Origin of the sequence: Streptomyces albireticuli, from assembly GCF_002192455.1 — a bacterium.
GTDB lineage: Bacteria > Actinomycetota > Actinomycetes > Streptomycetales > Streptomycetaceae > Streptomyces > Streptomyces albireticuli_B.
Genome location: NZ_CP021744.1, coordinates 1698952 through 1724705 on the forward strand (window position 1 = coordinate 1698952; position 25754 = coordinate 1724705).

General features: G+C 74.8%; 20 protein-coding genes. 11 read left to right on the forward strand and 9 right to left on the reverse strand.

Annotated elements, in window-relative coordinates; all coding sequences use genetic code 11:
* Positions 1-11 precede the first annotated feature (11 nt).
* The 5 genes from SMD11_RS07400 to SMD11_RS07420 all read right to left on the reverse strand — a co-directional run bounded on the left by SMD11_RS07400 (position 12) and on the right by SMD11_RS07420 (position 5338).
* The gene (locus tag SMD11_RS07400) at positions 12-1394 is read right to left on the reverse strand and encodes an FAD-dependent oxidoreductase (RefSeq protein ID WP_087925676.1); all 1383 of its coding nucleotides are present in this window, start codon (positions 1392-1394) and stop codon (positions 12-14) included.
* A gap of 34 nt (positions 1395-1428) precedes the next feature.
* Positions 1429-2640 (reverse strand): 4-hydroxybenzoate 3-monooxygenase, encoded by a 1212-nt coding sequence (locus tag SMD11_RS07405; RefSeq protein WP_087925677.1) that lies wholly within the window; start codon positions 2638-2640, stop codon positions 1429-1431.
* The gene (gene pcaG / locus SMD11_RS07410) at positions 2640-3221 is read right to left on the reverse strand and encodes a protocatechuate 3,4-dioxygenase subunit alpha (protein WP_087925678.1); all 582 of its coding nucleotides are present in this window, start codon (positions 3219-3221) and stop codon (positions 2640-2642) included. Before pcaG ends, SMD11_RS07405 begins: the two co-directional genes overlap by 1 nt.
* Positions 3222-3986 (reverse strand): protocatechuate 3,4-dioxygenase subunit beta, encoded by a 765-nt coding sequence (gene pcaH / locus SMD11_RS07415; protein WP_087925679.1) that lies wholly within the window; start codon positions 3984-3986, stop codon positions 3222-3224.
* Between the two features lie 158 nt (positions 3987-4144).
* Positions 4145-5338 carry a thiolase family protein gene (locus SMD11_RS07420; RefSeq protein ID WP_087925680.1) on the reverse strand — a complete coding sequence of 398 codons (1194 nt, stop codon included), beginning with the start codon at positions 5336-5338 and terminating at the stop codon, positions 4145-4147.
* A 200-nt stretch (positions 5339-5538) separates the two neighbouring features.
* Between SMD11_RS07420 and SMD11_RS07425 the strand changes: the two genes are divergently transcribed.
* From SMD11_RS07425 to hemQ, 3 genes are read left to right on the forward strand one after another with little or no spacing between them, the layout of a single operon-like run.
* Positions 5539-7326, forward strand: coding sequence for an IclR family transcriptional regulator domain-containing protein (locus tag SMD11_RS07425; RefSeq protein WP_234365950.1), 1788 nt, complete (start codon positions 5539-5541; stop codon positions 7324-7326).
* Positions 7327-7368: 42 nt separating this feature from the next.
* Entirely contained in the window at positions 7369-8823 is a 1455-nt protein-coding gene (hemG, locus tag SMD11_RS07430; protein ID WP_087925682.1) for a protoporphyrinogen oxidase, read from the forward strand.
* Between the two features lie 10 nt (positions 8824-8833).
* Complete coding sequence (gene hemQ, locus SMD11_RS07435; RefSeq protein WP_087925683.1) at positions 8834-9550, forward strand: hydrogen peroxide-dependent heme synthase; 717 nt, start codon at positions 8834-8836, stop codon at positions 9548-9550.
* A gap of 102 nt (positions 9551-9652) precedes the next feature.
* Here the strand turns inward: hemQ and SMD11_RS07440 are convergent, their stop codons facing one another.
* The 3 genes from SMD11_RS07440 to hemE form a co-directional block, all read right to left on the reverse strand.
* Entirely contained in the window at positions 9653-11248 is a 1596-nt protein-coding gene (locus SMD11_RS07440; protein WP_087930343.1) for an alpha/beta hydrolase, read from the reverse strand.
* 144 nt (positions 11249-11392) lie between these two features.
* Positions 11393-12223 (reverse strand): TIGR04222 domain-containing membrane protein, encoded by an 831-nt coding sequence (locus SMD11_RS07445; RefSeq protein ID WP_087925684.1) that lies wholly within the window; start codon positions 12221-12223, stop codon positions 11393-11395.
* Positions 12224-12333: 110 nt separating this feature from the next.
* Complete coding sequence (hemE, locus tag SMD11_RS07450) at positions 12334-13407, reverse strand: uroporphyrinogen decarboxylase (protein ID WP_087925685.1); 1074 nt, start codon at positions 13405-13407, stop codon at positions 12334-12336.
* Positions 13408-13498: 91 nt separating this feature from the next.
* Here hemE and SMD11_RS07455 point away from each other — a divergent pair, with 91 nt between their 5' ends.
* The 5 genes from SMD11_RS07455 to SMD11_RS07475 all read left to right on the forward strand — a co-directional run bounded on the left by SMD11_RS07455 (position 13499) and on the right by SMD11_RS07475 (position 20288).
* Positions 13499-14299, forward strand: coding sequence for a DUF3000 domain-containing protein (locus SMD11_RS07455; protein ID WP_087925686.1), 801 nt, complete (start codon positions 13499-13501; stop codon positions 14297-14299).
* 166 nt (positions 14300-14465) lie between these two features.
* Positions 14466-15128: a response regulator transcription factor gene (locus tag SMD11_RS07460; protein ID WP_087925687.1), complete on the forward strand. Its 663-nt coding sequence runs from the start codon at positions 14466-14468 to the stop codon at positions 15126-15128.
* A 118-nt stretch (positions 15129-15246) separates the two neighbouring features.
* A complete protein-coding gene (locus tag SMD11_RS07465; RefSeq protein WP_087925688.1) occupies positions 15247-16524 on the forward strand; it encodes a ribonuclease D in 1278 nt (425 codons plus the stop codon).
* A gap of 417 nt (positions 16525-16941) precedes the next feature.
* Complete coding sequence (locus SMD11_RS07470) at positions 16942-18162, forward strand: thiolase family protein (RefSeq protein ID WP_087925689.1); 1221 nt, start codon at positions 16942-16944, stop codon at positions 18160-18162.
* The gene (locus tag SMD11_RS07475) at positions 18159-20288 is read left to right on the forward strand and encodes a 3-hydroxyacyl-CoA dehydrogenase NAD-binding domain-containing protein (RefSeq protein WP_087925690.1); all 2130 of its coding nucleotides are present in this window, start codon (positions 18159-18161) and stop codon (positions 20286-20288) included. The genes SMD11_RS07470 and SMD11_RS07475 overlap by 4 nt, the downstream gene beginning before the upstream one ends.
* A 136-nt stretch (positions 20289-20424) precedes the next feature.
* Here the strand turns inward: SMD11_RS07475 and SMD11_RS07480 are convergent, their stop codons facing one another.
* Positions 20425-21405 (reverse strand): hypothetical protein, encoded by a 981-nt coding sequence (locus SMD11_RS07480; protein WP_087925691.1) that lies wholly within the window; start codon positions 21403-21405, stop codon positions 20425-20427.
* Between the two features lie 240 nt (positions 21406-21645).
* On the opposite strand from SMD11_RS07480, the gene SMD11_RS07485 reads away from it, so the two are divergent.
* The 3 genes from SMD11_RS07485 to SMD11_RS07495 are packed head-to-tail and all read left to right on the forward strand — an operon-like array spanning position 21646 to position 25737.
* Positions 21646-23985 (forward strand): HAMP domain-containing protein, encoded by a 2340-nt coding sequence (locus tag SMD11_RS07485; RefSeq protein WP_234365951.1) that lies wholly within the window; start codon positions 21646-21648, stop codon positions 23983-23985.
* 4 nt (positions 23986-23989) lie between these two features.
* Positions 23990-25258, forward strand: a complete 1269-nt coding sequence (pgsB, locus tag SMD11_RS07490) for a poly-gamma-glutamate synthase PgsB (RefSeq protein ID WP_087925692.1) — start codon at positions 23990-23992, stop codon at positions 25256-25258.
* A complete protein-coding gene (locus SMD11_RS07495; protein WP_087925693.1) occupies positions 25255-25737 on the forward strand; it encodes a poly-gamma-glutamate biosynthesis protein PgsC/CapC in 483 nt (160 codons plus the stop codon). The genes pgsB and SMD11_RS07495 overlap by 4 nt, the downstream gene beginning before the upstream one ends.
* Positions 25738-25754: the final 17 nt, after the last annotated feature.

A 25754-nucleotide genomic window follows, 5' to 3' on the forward strand; every position in this document is an offset into this window, starting at 1 on the left:
GCCCGGCGGGCTCAGCCCTTCCCGTCCGCGGCCACCGCGGCGGCCGCCCGGCGGGCCGCCATCAGCACCGGGTCCCACACCGGGGAGAACGGCGGCGCGTAGCCGAGGTCCAGGGCCGTCAGCTCCTCCACCGTCATCCGGGCCGTCAGGGCCACCGCCGCCACGTCCACCCGCTTCGCCGCGCCCTCGCCGCCGACGATCTGGACGCCCAGGAGGCGGCCCGTACGGCGTTCGGCGAGCATCTTGACCGTCATCCGGCGGGCGCCCGGGTAGTAGCCGGCGCGGCTCGTCGACTCCGTCGTGACCGACACGAAGCGCAGGCCCACCGCCGTGGCCTGCTCCTCCAGCAGGCCGGTGCGGCCGATCTCCAGGTCGCAGACCTTGCTGACGGCCGTGCCGACCACCCCGGGGAAGGTGGCGTAGCCGCCGCCGATGTTCGAGCCGATCACCTGGCCGTGCTTGTTGGCGTGCGTGCCCAGGGCGATGTGCCGGGTGCGGCCGGAGACGAGGTCCAGGACCTCCACGCAGTCGCCGCCCGCCCAGATGTTCCCGTGGCCGCGGACCCGCATGGCCAGGTCCGTCAGCAGCCCGCCCGACCCGCCCACGGGCAGCCCGGCGGCGCGGGCCAGCGTCGTCTCCGGGCGCACGCCCAGGCCGAGCACCACCACGTCCGCCGGGTACACGGCCCGGTCCGTGACGACCGCGGTCACCTCGCCGTCGGCGCCGGTGCGGACCTCGGTCACCTCCGCGCCCGTCACCACCTCGATGCCCATCCCGCACATCGCGTCGCGGACCAGCGCGCCCATGTCCGGGTCGAGCGTCGACATCGGCTGCGCGGCGCGCTCGACGACCGTCACCCCGTAGCCGCGCCGGACCAGCGCCTCGGCCATCTCCACGCCGATGTACCCGGCGCCGACGATCACCGCCCGGCCGCCCCGGGACCGCTCCAGGCCGTCGATGAGCGCCTGCCCGTCGTCCAGGGTCTGCACCCCGTGGACCCCGCGCGCGTCGATGCCGGGCAGCGACGGCCGGACCGGCCGGGCGCCGGTGGCGACGACCAGGTGGTCGTAGCCGTGCCAGCGCTCCGTGCCGGACTCCAGGTCGCGGGCGAGGACCCGCTGGCCCGCCACGTCCAGCTCGGTGACCTCGGTGCGCATCCGCAGGTCGATGCCGCGCTCGCGGTGCTCCTCGGGGGTGCGGGCGATCAGCGCGCCGGGGCCGTCGACCTCGCCGCCGGCCCAGTAGGGGATGCCGCACGCGGAGTACGAGCTGAACCGGCCCCGCTCGAAGGCGGTGATCTCCAGTTCGCCGGGCTTCCTGAGCCTGCGGGCCCGGGAGGCCGCGGACATGCCCGCCGCGTCGCCCCCGATGACCACCAGCCGCTGTGCCGTCATGGCCTACGTCCCTTTCGCCGGTCGAACGGCCAGGCTAGCCACCCCCGTCCCCGGTGGGCGCGGCAGGACACCGCGCGGACCACAGGCCGGTGTACTCGTGCGCCAGGGCGGCGACCGTGCCGGGCGAGCCGAGGAGCCGGCGCAGCCGGGCCGTCCGCAGCCGGTGCGCGAACTCGTCCCGGTCCGGCCGGGTGTGCAGCAGGTCGGTGAGGTCGCAGGAGAAGCGCACGGCCTGCCAGACGCGGTGCAGACAGGTGTCCGAGTAGGTGTCGAGGAGGCGCTCGGCGCCGGTGCGGTGCCACAGCGCGAGCGCCTCGGCCAGCGTCACGGCGTCCGCCACCGCGCCGTTGAGGCCCTTGGCGCCGGTCGGCGGCACGATGTGCGCCGCGTCCCCGGCCAGCAGCACCCGCCCGTGGCGCATCGGCTCGGTCACCCGGGTGCGCATCGGGGTGAGGCTCCTGGCCAGGATCGGGCCCCGGCGCAGCGGCGGGCCGTCCCCGGCGGTGTGGCGGACCGTCAGCTCGTCCCAGATCCGCTCGTCCGGCCAGTCGGCCGGGTCGGTGCCGGCGGGCACCTGGAGGTAGAGCCGGGAGAGGGTGGGGGTGCGCATGCTGTAGAGCGCGAAGCCGCGTTCGTGCGCGGCGTAGACCAGCTCGTCGTGGGTGGGCGGCACGTCGGCGAGGACGCCGAGCCAGGAGTACGGGTACGTGTGCTCGTACACGCGGGTGCGGGCGGCGGGCAGGGCCCGCCGGGTCACGCCGTACGAGCCGTCGCAGCCCGCCACGTAGTCGCACTCCAGCAGGTGCTCGGCGCCGTCGTGGACGTAGCGGACGGCGGGCCGCGCGGTGTCCGCCCGTTCGACGGCGAGGGCCCGCGCCTCGAACAGCAGGGGCTGTCCGTCCTTCAGCTGGAGCGCGACGAGGTCCTTGACGATCTCCGTCTGGGCGTAGATCGTGGCCTGCCGGCCGCCCGTGTGCGCGGCCAGGTCGATCCGGTGGGACCGGCCGTCGAAGCGGATCTCGATGCCGTCGTGGAAGAGCCCCTCCCGGTCCAGCCGGGCGCCCGCCCCGCAGGCGCGCAGGACATCGACGGTGCTCTGCTCCAGCATCCCGGCGCGCTGCCGGGCCTCGGCGTAGGCGCGGTCGCGGGCCTCCAGGACGACGCAGTCGACGCCGGCGAGGTGCAGCAGCCGGGCGAGCAGCAGGCCGGCCGGGCCGGCCCCGACGATGCCGACGGTCGTGCGCATCAGGCGTCTCCGGGGGTGGCTTCGTGGCGGGATCCGTGGCGGGAGGGGGGTTCGGCGAAGTCGAGGAAGACGGTCTCGCGGTCGCCCTGGAGCCGGATGTCGAAGCGGTAGGCGCGGTGGTGGCCGGGGTCCGGGGCGGCGAGCAGGGTCAGGCGGCGGTCGGCCGGCAGGGCGGCGAGCAGCGGGTCGTGGCCGGGCAGGGTGAAGTAGAGGCGGGTGAAGAGGTGGTGGGGCAGGCCGCGGGCGAAGAGGCACACCGCGAGGTAGGGCGCGCCGCCCGGCGGGAGGGTGCGTAAGAGGTAGTGGCCGTCCCGGCCGGTGGTGACGCGGGCGAAGCCGGTGAAGCCGAGGCCGTCGCGGCGCAGGCTGCCGGGGACGGCGGGGGCCGAGCCGTCCGGGCCCGCCTGCCAGAACTCCAGCAGGGCGTCGGGGACGGGCTCGCCGGCGCCGTCCTGGACGACGCCGTGGACGGTGACGGTCTGCGGGTGCCCTACGGGCGCCGGGGCGCCGCCGCCGGCGAAGGGCAGGGCGTGGCCGTGGAAGGGGCCGACGGTCTGCGCGGGGGTGATGTCCCGGGTCATTCAGCGGCCCTCCTCGGCCCAGGTGGCGGCGGGTCCGTCCAGGACGACGTCCCAGCGGTAGCCGAGGGCCGAGCCGGAGACGCTCAGGCCGGGGTCGAAGGCGGCCACCAGCCGGTCGCGCGCGGCGTCGCCCGCGGAGCGCCAGATCGAGTCGTAGGGCAGGAGCGGGTCGCCGGGGAAGTACATCTGGGTGACGAGGCGCTGGGTGAAGGCGGTGCCGAAGAGGGAGAAGTGCAGGTGGGCGGGGCGCCAGACGTTGTGGCGGCCGGGCCAGGGGTAGGCGCCGGGGCGGATGGTGGTGAAGCGGTAGCGGCCGTCGTCGTCGGTGAGGCAGCGGCCCGCGCCGGTGAAGTTCGGGTCGAGGGGCGTGGAGCGCTGGTCGAGCCGGTTGGCGTAGCGGCCCGCGGCGTTGGCCTGCCAGAGCTCCACCAGCTGGCCGCGCACGGGCCGGCCCCGGCGGTCCACGATCCGCCCGGCGACGGCGATGCGCTCGCCCAGCGGGTCGCCGGTGTGCTGCCGGGTCAGGTCGGCGTCCAGCGGATCGACGTCGGCCGGGCCGAAGACCGGGCCGGTCAGCTCGACGGCCTCGGGCCCGGGGGCGACGGGCACGAGGGGGCGGCGCGGGCGGCGCAGCGGGTCGCCCGCGTACGGGGGTGTGCCGGGGTCGGCGGGGGCGGCGGGGGTCCCGTCCGCTCTGTCGTGGGCGCCGCGCCGGGGGCCGGGGGCGGTGCGGCCTGTCTGTTCCCGAACGGATTCAGATGCCATGGCCGTGACCTACCCCACGGTGACGAAGGTGACCCCGCCGGTCTGCCGGGGGGCTTGTTCCCCACCCCGCCCCTTCCCGCTGTATCCGATGTGCGACTCCGCCGCGTGGCGGGGTGGGGAAAAGCCGCCCGCAGGGCACGCCCCGCCGCCACCCGACCTCACCGCTCCAGGACCAGCGCCTGCCCCTGCCCCACCCCGACGCACAGCGCCGCCAGCCCGACCCCCGAACCCGCCGCCGCCAGCTGATGGGCGATCGACCCCGTGAGCCGGGCGCCGGAGCAGCCGAGCGGGTGGCCGATCGCGAGCGCGCCGCCGCGCGGGTTGACGATGCCGGGGTCCAGGTCGGGCCACTCCGCGAGGCACCCGAGGACCTGCGCGGCGTAGGCCTCGTTGAGCTCGACGTGGGTGAGGTCCGTGAGCGAGCGTCCCGCCTTGGCGAGGACCCGGCGCACCGCCTCCACCGGCCCGAGGCCGTACATGTCGGGCTCGATGCCGGTGACGGCCGAGGCCCGCACCCGTGCCAGCGGCTCGCGGCCGGTCTCCCGCAGCCCCTCCTCGTCGCACAGCAGCAGGGCCGCCGCGCCGTCGTTCAGCGAGGAGGAGTTGCCGGCGGTGACCGTGCCGCCGGTCTTCCGGAAGGCGGGCTTCAGCCGGGCCAGGGCCTCCAGGGAGGTGTTGTCCCGGATCGTCTCGTCCCGGGCGAGCGGGGCGTCCGGCAGCCGCGTGACCTCGGCGTCGTACGCGCCGTCCTGCCAGGCCCGCGCGGCCTTGCGGTGGCTGGCCAGCGCGTAGGCGTCCTGCTGCTCGCGGGTGATGCCGTACTTGTCGGCGATCAGCTCGGCGCCCTCGCCGAGCGGCACCGTCCACTGCTCGGGCATGGCGGGGTTGGTCATCCGCCAGCCCAGGGTGGTGGAGTACAGCTCCTGGTGGCCCACGGGGAAGGCGCGGTCGGACTTGGGCAGCACGAAGGGGGCCCGGGTCATGGACTCGACGCCGCCCGCCACCACGACCGAGGCGTCGCCGAGGGCGATGGCGCGGTAGGCGTGCACGACGGCCTCCAGGCCGGAGGCGCACAGCCGGTTGACCGTCACACCCGGTACGGACACGGGCAGCCCGGCGAGCAGCACGGCCATGCGGCCGACGTTGCGGTTCTCCTCGCCGGCGCCGTTGGCGTTGCCGAACACCACGTCGTCGATACGGGCCGGGTCGAGGCCGGGCGCCCTGCCGACCACTTCGCGCACCACGTGCGCCGCGAGGTCGTCGGGGCGCACGGAGGCGAGGGCGCCGCCGTACTTGCCGACCGGGGTGCGCACGGCGTCGACGATGTACACGTCCCGGATGCGGTCGTTCATGGCTGCTCCTTGAGCGGTCGGGCGAGGAGGACGGGGGTGAGGGCGCGGCCGGTCCGGCGGCGCCGGGTGGTGCCGGGTGGTGCGGCAATCCTCCTCCCCTGGACGGCTGTTCGCCCAGTGAACTTTCGTTCATAATCGATGCCGTGACGAGTCTCGGTGTGCCACCAACCGCTGTCAATGGGGCTGGTGAGGCGGCGCTCGTGGGCCCGCTGGTGAGGGGCCTCGTCGTGCTGCGCGCCCTCGCCGGCCACGAGGCCGGGGCGCGCGTCCGCCCCGCCGACCTCACCCGTACCACCGGACTTGCCCGTTCCGTCGTCGACCGGGTGCTCGCCACGCTCGGGCACCTCGGGTACGTCCGCGCCGACGGCCGTGAAGTCGTCCTGGCCGTCGGCCTGATGGAGCTCGGCAACGCCTACCTGACGGCGAGCGGGGTGCCCGCCGCGCTCGGCCCGCACGTGGAGAGGCTGGCCGCCGCGCTCGACGCGTCCGTCTCGGTGGCCGTGCCCGACGCGGAAGGCGTCCGGATCGTCGCCCAGGCCGCCCGCCCCCGGGCGGCCTCCGCGGGCTTCCGGGCCGGTCTCCGCATCGGTGACCTGCTGCCCGCCGGCCGCTGCGCCCCCGGGGCGCTGTTCGCGGCCGCGCCGCCGGACTGGGCGGTGGACGACCAGCTCCTCGAACCCGGTCTGGTGGCGGTGGCCGTACCGGTCCGCGACCGCGCCGGGCGGACCGCGTGCGCCGTGACGGTCACCAGCCGCACCAGCCGGCACTCGGCGGACGGTCTGCGGGAGGAGGCGCTGCCGGCGCTGCGGGCCGCGGTCCCGGCGATGGAGGCGGCGCTGGCGGCGCACGCGGGAAGCGGGGAGAGCGGGGACGGCGCGGCCTGGCACGGTGCCGAGGGCAGTGATGCGGCCCCCGCCTCGTACGCCGCGGAAGGCGCCACGTCGGCCCCTGCCTCACGCACCGCCGGAAGCGGCCCGGCGCTCCACGCCCCGCACGGCACGGAGGGCAGCGCCCCCGCTTCGTACACCGCGGACGGCGGCGTCCCGACCCCCGTCCCGTACGGCGGGAAGGCCCGCTCGGCCGCCGCGTACGGCGAGGAGGACGGCCCGGCCGCCGCGTCCGGCGCGGAAGGCGCCCCCGGCAGCGTGCCGAGCGGCCCCCTGGCAGACCCCGGCTCCTCCCCCGTCGAGGCCACCGCCCCTCCCCTCCGGTCCCTCGTCCGCGGCCTCGCCGTCCTGCGAGGCTTCGGCGTGGCCGCCGCGCCGGGCCGGGGAGCGACGCTCTCCGAGCTCGCGGCGGCCGCCGGGCTCGCGCGGGCCACCGCCCGCCGCGCGCTGCTCACCCTCGCCCACCTCGGCTACGTCGCGGCCGACGGCGGCCGTTTCCGGCCGCTGCCCCGGGTCCTGGAACTGGGCCACGCCCCGCTCGGCGAGCTGACCTTCGCCGGCCTCGCCGTGCCCCATCTGCGCGCGCTCGTACGGCGGGTCGGCGAATCGGCGTCCCTGGCCGTGCTCGACGGCCCCGACATCCGCTACGTCGCCCGGGTCCCCACCGTCCGCATCATGAGCGTCGACATCACCGTCGGTACGCGCTTCCCGGCCCACGCCACCTCCATGGGGCGGGTGCTGCTCGCCGGGCTGGACGCGCGGGCCCGTGCGGCGTGGCTGGCCGGCGAGGCCGTGACGCGGGCGCCCACCCCGCGCACCGTCACCTCGCCCACCGAGCTGGCCGGGCTCCTGGACCGGGTGGCCGGGGACGGGTACGCGCTCGTCGACCAGGAGCTGGAGGAGGGTCTGCGCTCGCTCGCGGTGCCCGTCCGGGACGCCCGCGGCCGCGTCGTCGCCGCGCTCAACGTCGCCACCCACGCCGGGCGGGGCGGCGCCGGTGACACCCGGCGGGACTTCCTGCCCGCCCTGCGCGAGACCGCCGCCCGGATCGAGGCGGACGTCCGCACGGCCTCGGCGCACCGCGCCCTCGGCACCGGCTGACCGCCCGGAAGGGGCCACGGGGGCGTTTGAGAGAGTGGCCCCATGAGCGCAACGGACACTCCCAGGCACCATGTGGTCGTCGTCGGCGGCGGGATCTCCGGGCTGGCCGCGGCCCACCGGCTGGCGGAGGGGGGCGCGCGGGTCACGCTCCTGGAGGGTTCCGGGCGCGTCGGCGGCAAGCTGCTCGCCGGTGAGATCGCCGGCGTCCCCGTCGACCTGGGCGCCGAGTCCATGCTGGCCCGCAGGCCGGAGGCGGTGGGCCTGGCCCGCGCGGTCGGGCTCGCCGACCGGCTCCAGGCGCCCGCCGCCACCGCGCTGCTGTGGACGCGCGGCGAGCTCCGGCCGCTGCCCCAGGGTCACATGATGGGCGTGCCCGGCGACCTCGGGCCGCTGGCCGCCTCCGGGGTGCTCTCGCCCGAGGGCCTCGCCCGGATCTCGAAGGACGCGGAGCTACCGCGCACCGAGCTCGGCGAGGACGTCGCCATCGGCTCGTACGTCGCCGAGCGGATGGGCCGCGAGGTCGTGGACCGGCTCGTGGAGCCGCTGCTGGGCGGCGTGTACGCGGGCGACGCGTACCGCATCTCCATGCGGACGGCCGTGCCCCAGCTCTTCGAGGCCGCGCGGGCGCACCGCACCCTGACCGAGGCCGTGCGCGACCTCCAGGCCCGTGCCGCGGCCCGGCAGCGGTCCGGCCCGGTCTTCATGGGCGTCGAGGGCGGCGTCGGACGGCTGCCGCTCGCCGTCGCGGACGCGGTGCGCGCCCGGGGCGGTGTGATCCGTACGCACACGCCGGTGGCCGGTGTCGAGCGCGCGGCGGACGGCTGGCGGGTCGTCCTGGGCGCGGGGAACGGCACCGGGGACGGGGCGGAGACGCTGACGGCCGACGCCGTCGTCGTCGCGACCCCGGCGCACGACGCGGCCCGGCTGCTCGGCCCGCACGCGCCCGCCGCCGTCGCCGGCCTGTCCACGGTCGAGTACGCCTCGATGGCGCTCGTCACCATGGCCTTCCGCCGCTCCGACGTGGCGGGGCTGCCCCGGGGCAGCGGCTTCCTCGTGCCGCCCGTCGACGGCCGGAAGATCAAGGCGTCGACCTTCTCCAGCAACAAGTGGCGCTGGAACGCCGACTCGGACCCGGACCTCTTCGTCCTGCGTACCTCGATCGGGCGGTTCGGCGACGAGGCCGACCTGGAGCGCGAGGACGCCGAGCTGGTGTCGATGTCGCTCACCGACCTCGGCGCGGCGGCGGGCCTCGCGGCGGTCCCGGTGGAGAGCCGCGTCACCCGCTGGCGGAACGGGCTCCCGCAGTACCCGGTCGGCCACCTGGAGCGCGTCGCCCGGATCCGCGCGGACCTGGCCCGGCTGCCCGGCCTGCGGCTGTGCGGCGCGGCCTACGACGGGGTGGGCATCCCGGCCTGTGTGTCCAGTGCGCACAAGGCCGCCGACGAGATCCTGGCGGCGCTGCCGACCCTGACGGCGGGCGCCGGAACGCGCGAGTGACAATAGGGACATGACTGACGCCCCTGAGAAGATCCCGAACGCCGGCAAGAAGGCCAAGGACCTCAACGAGGTCATCCGTTACACCCTCTGGTCGGTGTTCAAGCTCCGCGACGTCCTCCCGGCGGACCGCTCCGGCTGGGCCGAGGAGGTCGAGGAGCTGTTCGCGCGGCTCGCCGAGAAGGACGTCACCGTGCGCGGCACGTACGACCTCTCGGGCCTGCGGGCCGACGCCGACGTGATGATCTGGTGGCACTCCGAGACCTCGGACGCCCTCCAGGACGCGTACAACCTGTTCCGCCGCACCGCGCTCGGCCGGGCGCTGGAGCCGGTGTGGTCGAACATGGCGCTGCACCGCCCCGCGGAGTTCAACAAGTCGCACATCCCGGCGTTCCTCGCCGACGAGACGCCGCGCGACTACGTCAGCGTGTACCCGTTCGTCCGCTCGTACGACTGGTACCTGCTGCCGGACGAGGACCGCCGCCGGATGCTCGCCGACCACGGCAAGATGGCGCGCGGCTACCCGGACGTGCGCGCCAACACGGTGGCCTCGTTCTCGCTGGGCGACTACGAGTGGATCCTCGCGTTCGAGGCGAACGACCTCTACCGGATCGTGGACCTGATGCGTCACCTGCGCGCGTCCGAGGCGCGGATGCACGTGCGCGAGGAGGTCCCGTTCTACACGGGCCGCCGTAAGGCCGTGTCCGAGCTGGTGGCGGGCCTGGCCTGAGGGGTGCGGCGGGGGCTCTTCCCCCGCCCGCCCTTCCGTACGTCAGCGAGCGCCGGACGGCTGGGACCAGCCCGTCCGGCGCTCGGACGTGTCCGGGAGCCGTCAGGCTCCCACCGCCGCGGCCGAGACCGCCGCCGCCGGTGCCGGTTCCGCGCGGCCCGCGCAGGACGCGCGGCGGTCCGGGAGGACGCCGGTCAGCAGGTACCGCTCCGTGTGGGCGTTGACGCAGGTGTTGGACCCGAAGGCGATGCCGTGGGTGCCCGCGTCCCGCTCGGTGACCAGCGCCGAGCCGGGGAGCCTGCGGTGGAGCTCCAGCGCGCCCTGGTACGGCGTCGCGGCGTCCCGTTCGGCGGCGAGCAGGAGCGTGCGGGGCAGGGCGCGGGCCGGGGCGCCCACCTCGACCGGCCGCTGCCGCGGCCCCTTCCAGAAGGCGCAGGGCAGGTTCATCCAGGCGTTCTCCCAGGTCTCGAAGGGCGCCCGGCGGGCGAGCTCGGTGTTGTCCCGGTCCCAGACCCGCCAGGAGCGCGGCCAGGAGGCGTCGTTGCACTCCACGGCCGTGTAGACGGCGTTGGAGTTCTCCTCGGAGCGGGCCGCCGCCGGGTCCGGCATGGCGAGCGCGCGCAGCGCCCTGTCGTCGCCGCGCAGGTACGTGGAGAGCGCGTTGGCGCTGCGCGCCCAGGCGCTGTCCGCGTAGCCGACCTGGAGGAAGGACGACTGGAGCTGCCCCGGGCCGATCTTCCCGCCGACGGGCCGGGCGGCCAGCTTCCGGCGCGCCCGGTCGTAGGAGTGCCGGACCGCCTCCGCCGTGCGGCCCAGGTGGTAGACGGAGTCGTGCCGGGCCACCCAGCGGCGCCAGTCGCCCCAGCGGACCTCGAAGGCGGCGGACTGGTCGAGGTTGCTGCGGTACCAGATCTTGCGGGGTGAGGGGTTGACGACGCTGTCGAAGACCATGCGGCGCACGTGCCCGGGGAACAGCGTGGCGTAGAGGGCCCCGAAGTAGGTGCCGTAGGACGCGCCCATGTACGTGAGGCGCTTCTGGCCGAGGGCGGCGCGCAGCACCTCCAGGTCGCGGGCGTTGTTCAGGCTCGTGAAGTGCCGCAGGTCGCTCCCGCCCCGCCGGGCGCACCCCCGCGCGTACGCCTTCGCCTGGGCGATGCGCCGCGCCTTGTACGCCTCGGAGGGGTGCTGCGGCGCCTGGCTGGGGGCCCGGACGAAGCGTGCCGGGTCCATGCAGGACAGCGGGGCGGAGCGGCCCACTCCGCGGGGCGCGTAGCCGACGAAGTCGTACGCCCTGCCCGTGGCCCGCCACTGGCCGATGCCGGAGAGCACCGGGAAGAACATCCCCGAGCCACCGGGGCCGCCGGGGTTGTAGACGAGCGCGCCCTGCCGTTCGGCGCGGGTGCCGGTGGCCCGCGCGCGGCTGACGGTGAGTCCGATGTGCTTGCCGTGCGGCCGGGCGTAGTCCAGCGGTACGGAGACGGTGCCGCACCGGACGGTCGCGGGCAGCCCTTCTGCGGCCGGGCAGGCACCGAAGCGGATGCCCCGGGCGGCGGCCTGGTGGACGGCGGTGACGACGCCGCGGGCCTCGGCGCGGGTGCCTCCCGGTGGTGAGGAGTCGTCGAGTGCCCCGGCCGGCGCCGTGGTGACCGCGGTGAGGACCAGGGATCCGAGGGCTCCGTACAGGGCTGCTGCTCTCACACCGGCCATCCCTTCTCGTCTTATCTGACAAAAGGGATAATTGGTGGGGTTGTTGGTGAAGTAAAGCACCGAGGCTCGTGTCGGTCGCAAAGGGCTCGATCGGGCCCGGAAGGGCTCGCGGGGGCTGCCGCCACGCCCCGGCCGTCAGTACCGGCGGTCGCGCGGCCGGCCACAGAGCGCGGCCCGCAGCTCGGGGTCGGCGAGGGCCTTGCGGCCGCGCACGGCCAGCGCGATCAGGAAGCCCGCGTCGTCCGGGACCGAGCCGGAAGCGGAAGCGGCGGCGGCAGGAGCGGGGTCGGCTGCGGCCACGGGGCGGCCCGGGGCGACGCGCCCCAGGAGCTCCTGCCCGGCGACCGACGCCCAGCGCGTGTAGGGGTGGATCTCGATCCGGGCGATGAGCAGGCAGACCGACGTCAGCAGCAGCGGCAGCGCGAACCACGCGGCCGCCTGCCCGCGGTGGGTCTCCGGCGGCACCATCAGGACGGCGGCCGCCCCGGTCAGCACCACCAGCCCACAGGCGTCACGCACCTGGCGGACGGCCGCCGACACGTTCGTACGGGCCGGGCCGGGCACCGCGAGCCCGGCCTCGACCAGCCGGTCGGCCAGCGCCCGTACGGCCTCGGCGGCGGCGTGCGCGGCCCGCACGGCGGGGACGGGGGACTGCCCGTCCGGCCCGATGGCGGTGATCAGCGAGCGCTCCAGCTCGTCCCGCCCGACCGGGTCGACGACCGTGGCCCAGCCTGTGGGCGCGAGCAGCACCCTGCGCTCCCGGCCCATCCGGACCAGCGTGAGGTCGGTGACCCGGTGCGGGCCGCCGGCCAGGAACGCGGTCTCGTAGAGGGTCAGCCGGCGCGCCCGGTCACCGGCCCCGGCGCCCCCGGCAGAGGCCTCGGCGGCCGCGGCCACGGCGAGGCAGAGGCGCCCGCAGGTGAGGATCGCCGCACCCCAGGCGATCACCAGGAAGAGGACCCACATGACGGCTTTCTAGCCGACGGCCGGTGACTCCGCCATGGTTCGCGCGCGGATCGCCGCGCCGCGCGGGCCCGGCCGGCGGGCCCGCGGGTGCGGCGTGCGGGGGCCTCGCGTCAGCGCGCGGTGTGCTCGTGGACGTACTCCACCAGACGGGTCAGGGCGTCCGGGTCGGTGCTGGGCAGCACGCCGTGGCCGAGGTTGAAGACGTGCCCCTCCAGGTCCGCGGCGGCGTCCAGCACCTCCTGGGCCTTCGTCTCCACGGCCTCGCGGCCGGCGAAGAGCACCGCCGGGTCGAGGTTGCCCTGGAGCGCCTTGCCGGGGCCGACGCGGCGGACGGCCTCGTCCATGGGGATCCGCCAGTCGACGCCGACGACGTCCGCGCCGGCCTCGCCCATCAGGCCGAGCAGCTCGCCGGTGCCCACGCCGAAGTGGATGCGCGGCACGCCGTAGCCGGCGACGGCGTCGAAGACCTTCGTGGAGGCGGGCATGACGGAGCGTCGGTAGTCCGCCGGGGCGAGCGCGCCGACCCAGGAGTCGAAGAGCTGGACGGCCGAGGCGCCGGCCTCGATCTGGATCTTCAGGAAGGCGGCGGTGATGTCCGCGAGCCGGTCCAGGAGGTCGGCCCAGAGCTCGGGGTCGCCGTACATGAGCGCCTTGGTGTGCTCGTGGTTGCGCGACGGGCCGCCCTCGACCAGGTAGCTGGCGAGGGTGAAGGGGGCGCCGGCGAAGCCGATGAGCGGGGTGGCGCCGAGCTCGGCGGTGAGCATGCCGATGGCCTCGGTGACGTACGGGACGTCGGACGGGTCCAGCGCGCGCAGCCGGTCGAGGTCCGCGCGGGTGCGGATGGGCTGGGCGACGACGGGGCCCACGCCGGGCTTGATGTCGAGGTCGATGCCGATGGCCTTCAGCGGGACGACGATGTCGCTGAAGAAGATCGCGGCGTCGACGCCGTGGCGGCGGACCGGCTGGAGAGTGATCTCCGTGACCAGCTCGGGACGCATGCAGGACTCGAGCATCGGGATGCCCTCGCGGACCTTGCGGTACTCGGGCAGCGAGCGGCCCGCCTGGCGCATGAACCACACGGGGGTGTGCGGCACGGGCTCACGCCGGCACGCCCGCAGGAACGCCGAATCGTGTGCCGCGGTGCGGCCGGTCTGCTGCTGGCTGGGCTCCGTACGCTCACTCATGTCCCAAATCTTCGCACGGGCCGAACGAGTGACCCGCCCATGTGGGTGTCCCTACCCGGAACAGGGCGTGCTTCCGCCTAGTCTTCCGGGCATGGCTGCGGCGCAGGGACACCTCTCGGACGGTCCGGACGACGCGGATGGGGAGGACTCCCCGTCCGTCTTCCGGCAGGCGGTCGCCGGGCTGCAAGGGGTACGCCTGCGGCCCGAGATCGAGCTCGACGCGACGCCGCCGCCACAGCGGCTGGCGCCCTTCTCGTACGCCCTGGAGGCCGCCGTCGTCGTGGACGACGAGGAACTGGCCGACGGGCGGCTGATCCTGCTGCACGACCCGGCGGGGCACGAGGCGTGGGGCGGTACGTTCCGCCTGGTGACGCTGGTGCACGCCGACCTGGAGCCGGAGATGGCGGCGGACCCGCTGCTGCCGGAGGTGTGCTGGTCGTGGCTGACGGGCGCGCTGGAGGCCCGGCGGGTGCCGTACGGGGCGCCGAGCGGCACGGTGACCCGGGCGAGTTCGCACTACTTCGGGGGGCTGCGGGAGCGGGAGCCGTCGACGCGGATCGAGATCCGGGCCTCGTGGTCGCCGATGGAGCCGCCGGGCGGTCCGGCGGGCGCCGTCGGCGGCACCGGCGTCTCCGGTCCGGGCGGCCCCGGCGGCCCGGTGGGCGCCGTGGGCCCGGTCGGCCTGGCCGCCGCCGGGAAGCACGGGAAGCAGGGCCCGGGCGGGGCCGGGGCGGGCGACGCGACGGCCGGCGGGCCGGGCGTTCCCGACACGGCGGCACACCTCGCGGCCTGGTGCGACCTGCTCTGCCAGATCGCGGGGCTGCCGCCGGGCGGGGCGCCGGAGGCGGGCGTGGTGACGCTCCCTCAGCGGCGCGATCCGCAGAGTCGTTGATCGATCAACCGTCCGAATTGCCCGAATTGTTACTCATCAATTCGTGATCTTCCCCTAAAGCCGGGACGCTTCGCTGCCGAAGAGGCTTGTGACCCTTCCCATACGGATCGCCCCGGCTTACCCCCAAAGTCGGCACCGTCCCCCGCCACTCCCCCATGGAGGCTTGGTGTCCGTTCTCCTCGAGCAACCTGCGAGCCTCGCCTACCGCCCGAACAAACCGACGGCCATGGTCGTCGTCGCCGACCCCCGGGTCCGCTCCACCGTCACCCGCCACCTGTGGGCGCTCGGCGTGCGAGATGTGATCGAGGCGTCGTCCATCGCGGAGGCCCGCCCCCGCGTCGGCAACCCGCGCGACATCTGCGTGGCCGACGTCCACCTTCCCGACGGGTCCGGACTCACCCTGCTCTCCGAGACCCGCGCCGCGGGCTGGCCGAACGGCCTCGCCCTGTCCGCCGCCGACGACATCGGCGCGGTGCGCAACGCCCTCGCGGGCGGCGTCAAAGGCTATGTCGTCACCGGCACCCGGACCAACCTCGGCCTGCCCGGCCGGCCGGGCTCCGCGCCCATCGGGTCGGCCGCCGCGGCCCGGATGCACCGCCGCCCGCCCGGCGCCCCCGGCCACCCGGGGGGCTACCGCGAGCTGTCCGGCCGTGAGGTCGAGGTGCTGCGGCTGGTGGCGGAGGGCCAGTCCAACAAGGCCATCGGCGTCTCGATGGGCCTGTCCGCGCTCACCGTCAAGAGTCACCTCGCCCGGATCGCGCGCAAGCTCGGCACCGGCGACCGCGCCGGCATGGTCGCCGTGGCGCTGCGCACCGGCATCATCCACTGACCGCACCCGGCGCGCGGCGGGGCCGATCGGGTCCCGAAACGCCCGCCGCACGACACCACGCCCGTCGACGGGGACGTTCCGTCGACGGGCGCTTGCCATACACAGATACCCTTGACCGGTGACCGACGCCCAAGAGACCGCAGCAGACACGACACTGCGAACCCCCGGGGGCGACCCCCCGGCCGACGTCGATTCGGCGCCGATTCCCCTGTTGGAGCCACGCGAGGGCATCCCGCCCGTCGTCGCTGACAACGATGCCCTGGCCCGGATCGTCGCGGCGTTCGCGGCCGGCACGGGCCCCGTCGCGGTGGACGCGGAGCGCGCCTCCGGCTACCGCTACGGCCAGCGCGCCTATCTCGTGCAGCTGCGCCGCGAGGGCGCCGGCTCGACCCTGATCGACCCCGTCGGCTGCCCCGACCTGTCCTCGCTCGGCGAGGCCGTCGGCGACGCCGAATGGGTGCTGCACGCGGCCACGCAGGACCTGCCGTGCCTGCGGGAGATAGGGATGACGCCGTCGCGGCTCTTCGACACGGAGCTGGCGGGACGGCTCGCCGGATTCGCCCGGGTGGGACTCGGCGCCATGGTCGAGAACGTCCTGGGGTACGCCCTGGAGAAGGGCCACTCCGCCGTCGACTGGTCCACCCGCCCACTGCCCGACCCCTGGCTGCGCTACGCCGCGCTCGACGTGGAGCTCCTCGTCGACCTGCGCGACGCGCTGGAGGAGGAGCTGGACCGGCAGGGGAAGCTGGAGTGGGCCCGCCAGGAGTTCGCGGCGATCGCCGCCGCCCCGCCCGCCCCGCCGCGCAAGGACCCCTGGCGCCGTACGTCCGGGATGCACAAGGTCCGGCGGCGGCGGCAGATGGCCGTGGTCCGCGAGCTGTGGACCGCGCGCGACCTCATCGCCCAGCGGCGCGACGTCTCGCCGGGCAAGGTGCTCGGCGACGCCGCGATCGTCGAGGCCGCGCTGAACATGCCGCCGAACGCGCAGGCGCTGGCCGCGCTGCCCGGCTTCGGCCACCGGATGAGCCGCAAGCAGCTGGAGCAGTGGCAGGCGGCGGTCGACCGCGCCCGCGCGATCCCGGACCACGAGCTCCCGCAGCCCGGCCAGCCGCTGACCGGCCCGCCGCCGCCCCGCGCCTGGGCGGACAAGGACCCGGCCGCGGCGGCCCGGCTGTCCGCGGCCCGCACGGCGGTGTCCGCGCTGGCCGAGCGGCTCACCATGCCGCAGGAGAACCTGATCGCCCCGGACACCGTGCGCCGCCTGTGCTGGGAGCCCCCGAAGACGGCGACGCCGGAGGCGGTGGCGGAGGTCCTCGCCGCGCACGGCGCCCGCGCGTGGCAGATCGAACAGGTGACCCCACCCCTGGTGAAGGCCCTGACGGAGGCCGCGGCCTGAACGGATTCCACGGCTGAGGTGGTCCGGCGCCGCCGGGCACCCTCGTACCGAGCCGAGCTCCGTCGCGGCGGAGCCGGGGCCCCTGCCCCGCCCTGTCACCGTTTCCCGGGCCGCGCCCCGGCCCCGTCGGGGGTCCGGGGGCCTGCCCCCGGGAAACGGGAAGGGGCGGGGCAGGGGCCCTTTTTTCCGCCGCGACGGCGCTCGGCCCACCGAGCGGTGCCCGGCGGTGCCGGACCCGCCGCGCCCACAGCCGCCGCCGCACCGCCACCGCACACGGAATGTGACCTTCGCCGCTCCCGCCGAGGGGTCTGTGCAGCGTGGTTACCCGCAAGTAGCATGACGGTGTCAGCCCGCACCGCGGCGGAGCCGTACCGGCATGCCCGCGCGCAGCGATCCCGCACATGGAGGAGAGCCAACGTGCCTCGTACCGCTAGGGACGTCGTCTTCGTCGACGGCGTCCGCACCCCGTTCGGCAAGGCGGGCCCGAAGGGCATCTACCACGAGACCCGCGCCGACGACCTGGTCATCAAGTGCATCCGTGAGCTGCTGCGCCGCAACCCGGACCTGGACCCCGCCAAGATCGACGAGGTCGCCATCGCCGCGACCACGCAGATCGGCGACCAGGGCCTGACCCTGGGCCGCACGGCCGGCATGCTGGCGGGCCTGCCGCAGACCGTGCCCGGCATGTCCATCGACCGGATGTGCGCCGGCGCGATGACCGCCGTGACGACCGTCGCCGGTGGCGTCGCCTTCGGTGCCTACGACGTCGCCCTCGCGGGCGGTGTCGAGCACATGGGCCGGCACCCGATGGGCGAGGGCGTCGACCCCAACCCGCGCTTCGTGTCGGAGAAGCTGGTCGACGACTCCGCCCTCGTCATGGGTATGACGGCGGAGAACCTGCACGACCGCTTCCCGCACCTCACCAAGGAGCGCGCGGACGCGTACGCGGTCCGCAGCCAGGAGAAGGCCGCCAAGGCGTACGCCGACGGCAAGATCCAGGCCGACCTGGTGCCGATCTCCGTGCGCCGCACCACGCCCGAGGGCGGGGAGCTGGGCTGGGGCCTGGTCACGGCCGACGAGCCGATGCGCCCGGGCACCACCATGGAGGGTCTCGCGGGCCTCAAGACCCCGTTCCGCCCGCACGGCCGGGTCACCCCGGGCAACGCCTCCGGCCTCAACGACGGCGCCACCGCCTCGCTGATCGCCTCCGAGGACGCGGCGCGCGAGCTGGGCCTGCCGGTCCGGATGCGCCTGGTCTCCTACGCCTACGTGGGCGTCGAGCCCGAGGTGATGGGCTACGGCCCGATCCCGGCGACGGAGAAGGCCCTCGCCAAGGCGGGCCTGACCATCGACGACATCGGTCTGTTCGAGCTGAACGAGGCCTACGCGGTGCAGGTGCTCGCGCTCCTGGACCACTACGGCATCGCGGACGACGACCCGCGCGTCAACCAGTACGGCGGCGCGATCGCGTTCGGCCACCCGCTGGCCTCGTCGGGCGTGCGTCTGATGACGCAGCTGGCCCGCCAGTTCGAGGAGCAGCCGCACGTCCGCTACGGCCTCACCTCGATGTGTGTCGGCCTCGGCATGGGCGGAACGGTCATCTGGGAGAACCCGCACTTCGACGGAGGCAACAAGTGAGCACCACCGCTGAACTTCTCAAGGGCGCGGCGGAGCTGTTCCCGGGCGAGGTCGTGACCCAGGCGCACGTGCGCCACTTCGACCTCCCCAAGGGCGCGGGCACCTTCGCGCTCATCACGCTGGACAACGGCCTGGACCACACCAAGCCGACCACGTTCGGCCCCCGGTCGCTGGCGAACCTCAGCGCCGCGATCGACCAGGTCGAGGCGGAGGCCCGGGACGGGAAGATCACCGGCGTCGGCGTCACCGGCAAGCCGTTCATCTTCGCGGTCGGCGCCGACCTCAAGGGCGTCGAGCTGCTCGCCCGCCACGAGGACGCGCTGGCCATCGGCAAGGGCGGCCACGACGTCTTCAAGCGGCTGTCGTCGCTGGCGGTGCCGACCTTCGCGTACTACAACGGCGCGGCCATGGGCGGCGGCGTCGAGGTCGGTCTGCACTGCTCGTACCGCACGGTGTCGAAGGCGATCCCCGCCTTCTCGCTGCCCGAGGTCTTCCTCGGTCTCGTCCCGGGCTGGGGCGGCTGCACGCTGCTGCCGAACCTCATCGGCGCGGACCGCGCGGTCTCGGTGATCATCGAGAACTCGCTCAGCCAGAACAAGCAGCTGCGCGGCAAGCAGGTCTTCGAGCTGGGCATCGCCGACGCGCTCTTCGAGGGCGCGGACTTCCTGGAGCAGTCGCTGCTCTGGACCGCCTCCGTGCTGAACGGCGAGACCGAGGTCTCCCGCCCCGAGGTCGACCGCGGCGAGGCCTGGGACCAGGCCGTCGAGCGCGGCCGGTTCATCGCGGACTCCAAGGTGCACGGCGCGGCCCCGGCCGCCTACCGCGCGCTGGAGATCATCTCCGCGGCGAAGAACGGCGACCTGGCCGCCGGCTTCGACGCCGAGGACAAGGCCCTCGCGGACCTGATCATGGGCGGCGAGCTGCGCAGCGGCATCTACGCCTTCAACCTGGTGCAGAAGCGCGCCAAGCGCCCGGCCGGTGCCCCGGACCGCTCGCTGGCCCGCCCGGTCACCAAGGTGGGCGTCGTCGGCGCCGGCCTGATGGCCTCTCAGCTCGCGCTGCTGTTCCTGCGCCGCCTGGAGGTGCCGGTCGTGCTGACCGACATCGACCAGGAGCGGATCGACAAGGGCGTCGGCTACGTCCACGGCGAGATCGACAAGCTGCTCGCCAAGGGCCGCATCGGCCAGGACAAGGCCAACCGCCTCAAGGCCTCCGTGACGGGCTCCCTCGACAAGGCCGCCGCCTTCGGCGACGCGGACTTCGTCATCGAGGCCGTCTTCGAGGAGATGGGCGTCAAGCAGCAGGTGTTCGCCGAGGTCGAGGCGGTGGTGCCCGCGCACACCATCCTCGCCACCAACACCTCCTCGCTGTCCGTCACCGAGATGGCGTCAAAGCTCAAGCACCCCGAGCGGGTCGTGGGCTTCCACTTCTTCAACCCGGTCGCGATCCTCCCGCTCCTGGAGATCGTCCGCGGCGAGCGGACCGACGACGCGTCGCTGGCCACCGCCTTCGGCGTCGCCAAGAAGCTGAAGAAGACCGCGGTGCTGGTGAAGGACGCCCCGGCGTTCGTCGTCAACCGCATCCTGACCCGCTTCATGGGCGAGATCCAGAACGTCATCGACGAGGGCACGCCGGTCGCGGTGGCCGAGAAGGCCGTCGAGCCGCTCGGTCTGCCGATGTCGCCGCTGGTGCTGCTGGAGCTGGTCGGCCCGGCGATCGGTCTGCACGTCTCCGAGACGCTCAACCGCGCCTTCCCGGACCGCTTCACCGTCTCGCCGAACCTGGCCGCCGTGGTCAAGGCCGGCAAGCGCGGCTTCTACGTCTACGACTCCGGCAAGCCGGAGCTGGACCCCGAGGTCGCGGCGCTCCTGAAGCAGGGCGACGTCGTCCTGACCGAGGAGCAGGTGCGCGACCGGGTCCTGGACGCCGTCGCGCAGGAGATCGGCCTGATGCTGGACGAGGGCGTCGTCGCCGAGGCCCAGGACATCGACCTGTGCCTGATCACGGGCGCGGGCTGGCCCTTCCACCTGGGCGGCATCACGCCGTACCTGGACCGCGAGGGCGTCTCCGAGCGGGCCACGGGCCGGCGCTTCCTGGCGCCGGGCGTGGCGAGCGTGCCGGCGTAACACCGGGCGTGACACCGGAATGGCCCGGAGCGCCGGGCGGGTTGGTCGGAACCCGCTCGGCGCTCCGGCGTTTCCCGGTCCGGGGACGCGCGGAGCCGGCCGAGCTCCGTGCCCCCCTGGCCGCCGCCCGCACGCTCTACCCGCCCCAGCGCCGCGTCACCTCCCTCAGCGCCGCCACCGCCTCCGCCACGAGCCCGTCGTCCATCCGCACCCGGCGGTTGTGCTCCACGTGCAGGAACGGCACCCCCACCGCCGCCGCGTGGTCGCCCTCGACGTTCGTGCGGCCCTCCAGGCGGCCGCAGTAGCGCTCCCACACCTCGCACACGCGCAGGTCCCGCGCGCGCAGTTCCCCGGCCAGGCGGCGGGCCCACCGGAGCCCGGCGTCGCCCTTGCCCGTCGAGACGACGACGTCCTGGTCGGGCAGGCTGCTGTCGGCGAAGCCGTGCACCTGGACGGCCGGAAGCTCGCGGTCGGCGAGCGCGTCGGAGACGGCCGCGAAGACGGAGTCCCGGCGATGAGCCACGTCGGCCACGTCCGGCGCGTCCGCCGCACCCTCCGTCGAGGAGCCGCCCGCCGCCCGGTGCGCGCCGGCCAGGACCAGGACGCCGCCGGGCGTCCCCCGCAGCAGCCCGATGCCGAGCTGTTCGGTGCGCAGGTCGGCCGTGGGGTGCGGGACCTGCACCTGCCAGCGGGCCGGGCCGCGCAGATCCACGTAGACCCGGCCCCAGCCGCGCCGCGCCTCCCCGTCCGCCGTGGCGTCGGCGATCTCGGCGACCTGCTGCCCGCCGTCCCGGTCCACGAGGGCCCGTACGGTGTAGCCGACCTTGGCCAGGGCCCGTTCGGCGCCGGCGCGGTGGCCGTCGAGCAGCGCGCGTACGCCGTCGGCGACGGCTCGGCGGTCACGCTCGCCGGGCACCTGGTAGCGCCCGCCCGCGGTGATGCGGTCGGTGAAGTCCGTGATCCGCTGCCGGAGGTCGACGGAACCGGGCGTGCCGACCCGGGCCGGGGCGGTGGCGGGCGGGCCGGAGCCGGCCGGGGACGAACATCCCGTGAGCCCCACGAGCGTGAGGACCGCGAGCAGCGCGAGGGCGCGGGCGCCGCCCGACTTGAGTCTCATGTCGGTAAAATTACCCCTTCCGGACATTCGACTTGGCAAAGCACACCCACCGCCCTATACGCCAAGTTCCCGACAGACGCACGTACATGGGGCGTGTCGCCACAGACATTTTGGAAACGCTTTAATTATTGCTTAGGATTCAACGGCCCCCGGCTCTCCCCAGCCCTCACCCGCACGCGCCGCAGACAACTCCACCCCTCCCGTCGTCCCGGCAACGCCGTGCCGCGGTCGAAAGGAACCATGTTGTCCGCTTCGCGCGGCACGCGCCGGCGCAAGATACGCCGCCGCGCCGACATGCCCCTGCTGGGTGGCGCCCGGCCGCCGATAGCCGCGCTGCTGGCACTGCTGCTGGCCGTGGCCGGCGCGACGGCGCTCGTCCTGGGCGACCGCGACCGGGCGGGCACCGACACGGCGATACTCGGCTCGCAGCAGCGGGTGGCCGAGGACGGCGCCCTGTCGCTGCGCGCCTCCCTCGACGAGAGCGTCACCGACCTCCAGCGCGCCGCGACCCTCTTCGCGGGCCCCGAGCCCGTGGCGGCCGACACGGCCCTGGACAAGCTCGGCAAGGTCTACAACAAGTGGCGCGGCACCGCCGTCATCGACCCGGCCGACGGTACCCTGCTCGCCGCGCGCGGCGAGAACATCCCGCTCGCCTCCCTCCTCAAGGACGCCAAGGGCACGACGGAGGGCGGGACCGCCGGAACCGCCCAGGGCGACAAGGGCGACAAGGGCGACAAGGGCGACAAGGGCAAGGACGGCAAGTCGCCCGGGACCGGCGAGCTGACCGCCCCCGCCCCGCAGCTGGTGCGGCTGCGCTCGGGCGAGACCCGGATGCTGGTCACGGCCCCGCTGCGGGGCGGCGACCGGCCCCGGCTGCTCGTCGCCTCCGGCACCCTCAACGTCCCCGGCATCTCCACCGGCGAGAACCGCTCCCTGCTGGTCGTCGACTCGGCCGGCACAGTGCTCGCCAGCGACGGCCCGCCCGTGGCCCGTACGTCCTGGGCCAAGCAGGCCGCCCGCACCGCGGCCTCGAACTTCACCAGGACCCCCGAGCCCGGCGGCCACCCCGGCGCCAGCGGCCACCTGATGGCCCGTACGGGCGGCGGCGACAGCGACCGCCGCACGGCCGTGGGCTACGCGGCGGCCGGCCGCGCGCCCGGTGAGGACAGCCCCGCCGGCGGCCTCGGTCTCTCGGTGATCACCTCGGTCAAGGTCACCGGCGACCCGGCGGCCGTCCGCACCCAGGCGTTCGGCCTGGTGGCGGCGGGCGTGCTGCTGGTCCTGGCACTGGTCGTGACCTGGGTGCTGATGCGTACGGTCCAGCGGCCGCTGCTCCAGCTGTACCTGGAGAGCCGCAGGCTCGGCCGCGGTGAACTCGACCGGCCGGTCCGGCGCTTCCGGGGCCGTGAGCCGGCCCGGATCGGCGCCGCACTGGAGAGCCTGCGCCGCCAGAGCCTCGGCGAGCGCCCCACGCGCACCGGCCGGGCCCGCGGCGGCTTCGGCACCCGCGGCACCGTCGTGGTCTGCGGGGTGCTGCTGCTCGCCTGGGCCGCGCCGCTCCTGCTGCTGCTCAACCGCGCGGGCGGTTCCGTGACGGTGCCCAAGCAGCTCGTCGAGGACCAGCGGCGGCGCACCGACACCGCCGCCGACCGGGTCCGCAAGGCGCTCAACGAGGGCTGGGCGGACGTCGCCTCGGTCGCCCAGATCGTCGGCGCGGGCACGAAGGACCCGGCCAAGGACGGCAAGGACGAGAAGGACGACAAGAAGGCGGCCAAGGACACCGCCGCCGACAAGAGCGTCCTGGAGACGACCCTGCGCGAGCACCCCCGCTACCGCGCCGTCTACGTCCTGGACGGCGACGGCAAGGTCGTCGCCCGGGCCGGTGCCTCGCCCCGCCACCCGGCCGGGCGCAAGCCGTACCCGGACTCCGTCGCCCAGCTCAACACCTCCGGCAAGGAGCCGGCCGTCGCCGCGTACGCCGCCGTGCCGGACGGCAACGGCCGCACCCTCGTCGGCGAGTACGACCCGCAGTTCCTCATCTCGATGGTCACCCGGCCCGGCCTCGGCCAGGTCTGGCTGGTCGACAAGAAGCACCGCGTCATCGCCGCCGACCGCCAGCACGGCTTCCGCGCGTTCAGCAAGCTGCCCGGCGGCCACCTCGACTCCCTGGCCGCCAAGGCCCGCAAGGACAGCGACGGCAAGGCGGTCCTGCACCGCTCGGCCCGCTCGGCGTCCCTCGCGGCGGCCGCGCCCTTCACCGGCGGCGGCGCGGTCAAGGGCCTGGAGTGGCAGGTCGTCAGCGAGCAGCCGACGTCCTGGCTGAAGCTGCCCGAGTACACCGCCGAGCGGCACACCATGCTCGCCGGCCTGCTGGGCGTGACCGCGGCCGTCGCCTGCCTGGGCTGGCTGCACATCATCGTCGTCCGGCCGCTGCGCTCGCTCGCCGACAAGGCGGAGGCGCTGGCGGCGGGCGACCGGAAGACCGTGCTGTTCCCGCAGCACCACGACGAGGTCGGCGCCGTCGTCCGCAACCTGGAGCTGATCCGGCAGCGGCTGGCGCGACCCTCCGGAAGGAACTGACCCCGTGCTCTTCCTCTACACGGTCCTGGTGATCTGCTGTGCGATCGTGCTGGTCGCCGGGGTGATCGAGCAGCGCCGGCACTTCACCAACCTCGACCTCATCCCCACCCGGGTGCTGATCAACGGCATCCGGGGCAAGAGCTCCATCACCCGGCTGTGCGCGGGGGCGCTGCGCGGCGGCGGGCTGGTCACGGTCGCCAAGACCACCGGCACCGCGGCCCGCTTCATCCACCCGGACGCCACCGAGGAGCCGGTCTACCGCAAGTTCGGCATCGCCAACGTCGTCGAGCAGATCGGCATCGTGCGGCGCGCCGCCGCGTACCGCCCGCACGCCCTGGTGATCGAGTGCATGGCGGTGATGCCGGCGCTCCAGGAGGTCAACCAGACCAAGCTGATCCGCTCCACGATCGGTGTGCTGTGCAACGTCCGTGAGGACCACCTGGCCGAGATGGGCCCGACCCTGGACGACGTCGCCCGGTCGCTGAGCCGGTCCATGCCGCACGGCGGGATCTGTGTGACGGCCGAGGTCGACCGGCTGCACATCCTCCAGGAGGAGGCAGACAAGCGCGACTGCCGGCTGATCGCGGTGGACCCGGAGACGGTCACCGACGCGGAGCTGCGCGGCTTCAGCTGGTTCACGTTCAAGGAGAACGTCGCCATCGCGCTGGCCGTCGCCGAGCTGCTGGGCGTCGAGCGCGCCACGGCCCTCCAGGGGATGTACGACGCGCCGCCGGACCCCGGTGTGCTGTCCGTGGAGCGCTACCGCACCCCCGAGGGCGTGCCGTTCCGCTTCGCCAACGTCTTCGCGGCCAACGACCCCGAGTCGACGCTGATGAACGTCGAGCAGCTGCTCGGCCTCGGCGCCATCGAGCGGCCGCTGCACGTGCTGATCAACTGCCGCCCCGACCGTGTCGAGCGCAACGGGCAGATGGGCGAGATCATCCCCCGGCTGGCCCCCGACTCGGTCTTCCTCATCGGCCATCCCACCAAGAGCGCCGCCGACGCGATCCCCGCCGAGTGGCGCGACCGTGTCGTCGACCTGGGCGGTGACCGCCGCGACCCGGCCGAACTGGAGCGCGAGATCCTGGGCCGGCTCGGCCCGGGCGCCTCGCTGGTGGCCATCGGCAACATCCACGGCCAGGGCGAGCTGCTGCTGGAGCGGCTGGCCGAGCTGCCGGCGGACGAGGCGGCGCAGGCCGAGCGGCCGGCGGAGCCGGAGGAGCCCCCCGTGTATGTCCCGACGTATATAGAGCCCACAGGAGACTTCCGTTGATCCCCGCCGTCCTCACCCCGGAGATCGCCGCCATCGGGATCGCCCTGGGCCTGCTGTTCTCGCTGGTCTGCTATCTGACGACCAACCTCTCCCCCGGTGGCATGATCACCCCCGGCTGGCTGGCCCTCACCCTGGTCGAGGACCTCCAGCGCGCGGCCATGGTGGTCGGCATCACCGTGCTGACGTACCTGTCCACGCTGCTGCTCCAGCGGTACGTGATCCTCTACGGCAAGCGGCTGTTCGCCGCGGTCGTGCTCACCGGCGTGGTGCTCCAGGCGACCCTGCACATCATCCTCCAGCAGCAGTTCCCGCTGATGTACGCCAACCAGACGCTCGGCTTCATCGTCCCGGGCCTGATCGCCTATCAGCTGGTCCGCCAGCCGAAGGGCGCGACGCTGCTGGCCACGGGCACGGTCTCGCTGGCCAACTACGTCGTCCTCACCGCCGGCATCCTGCTCGGCTTCATGCCCACCGCCTGACCCGCCTGACCCTCCTT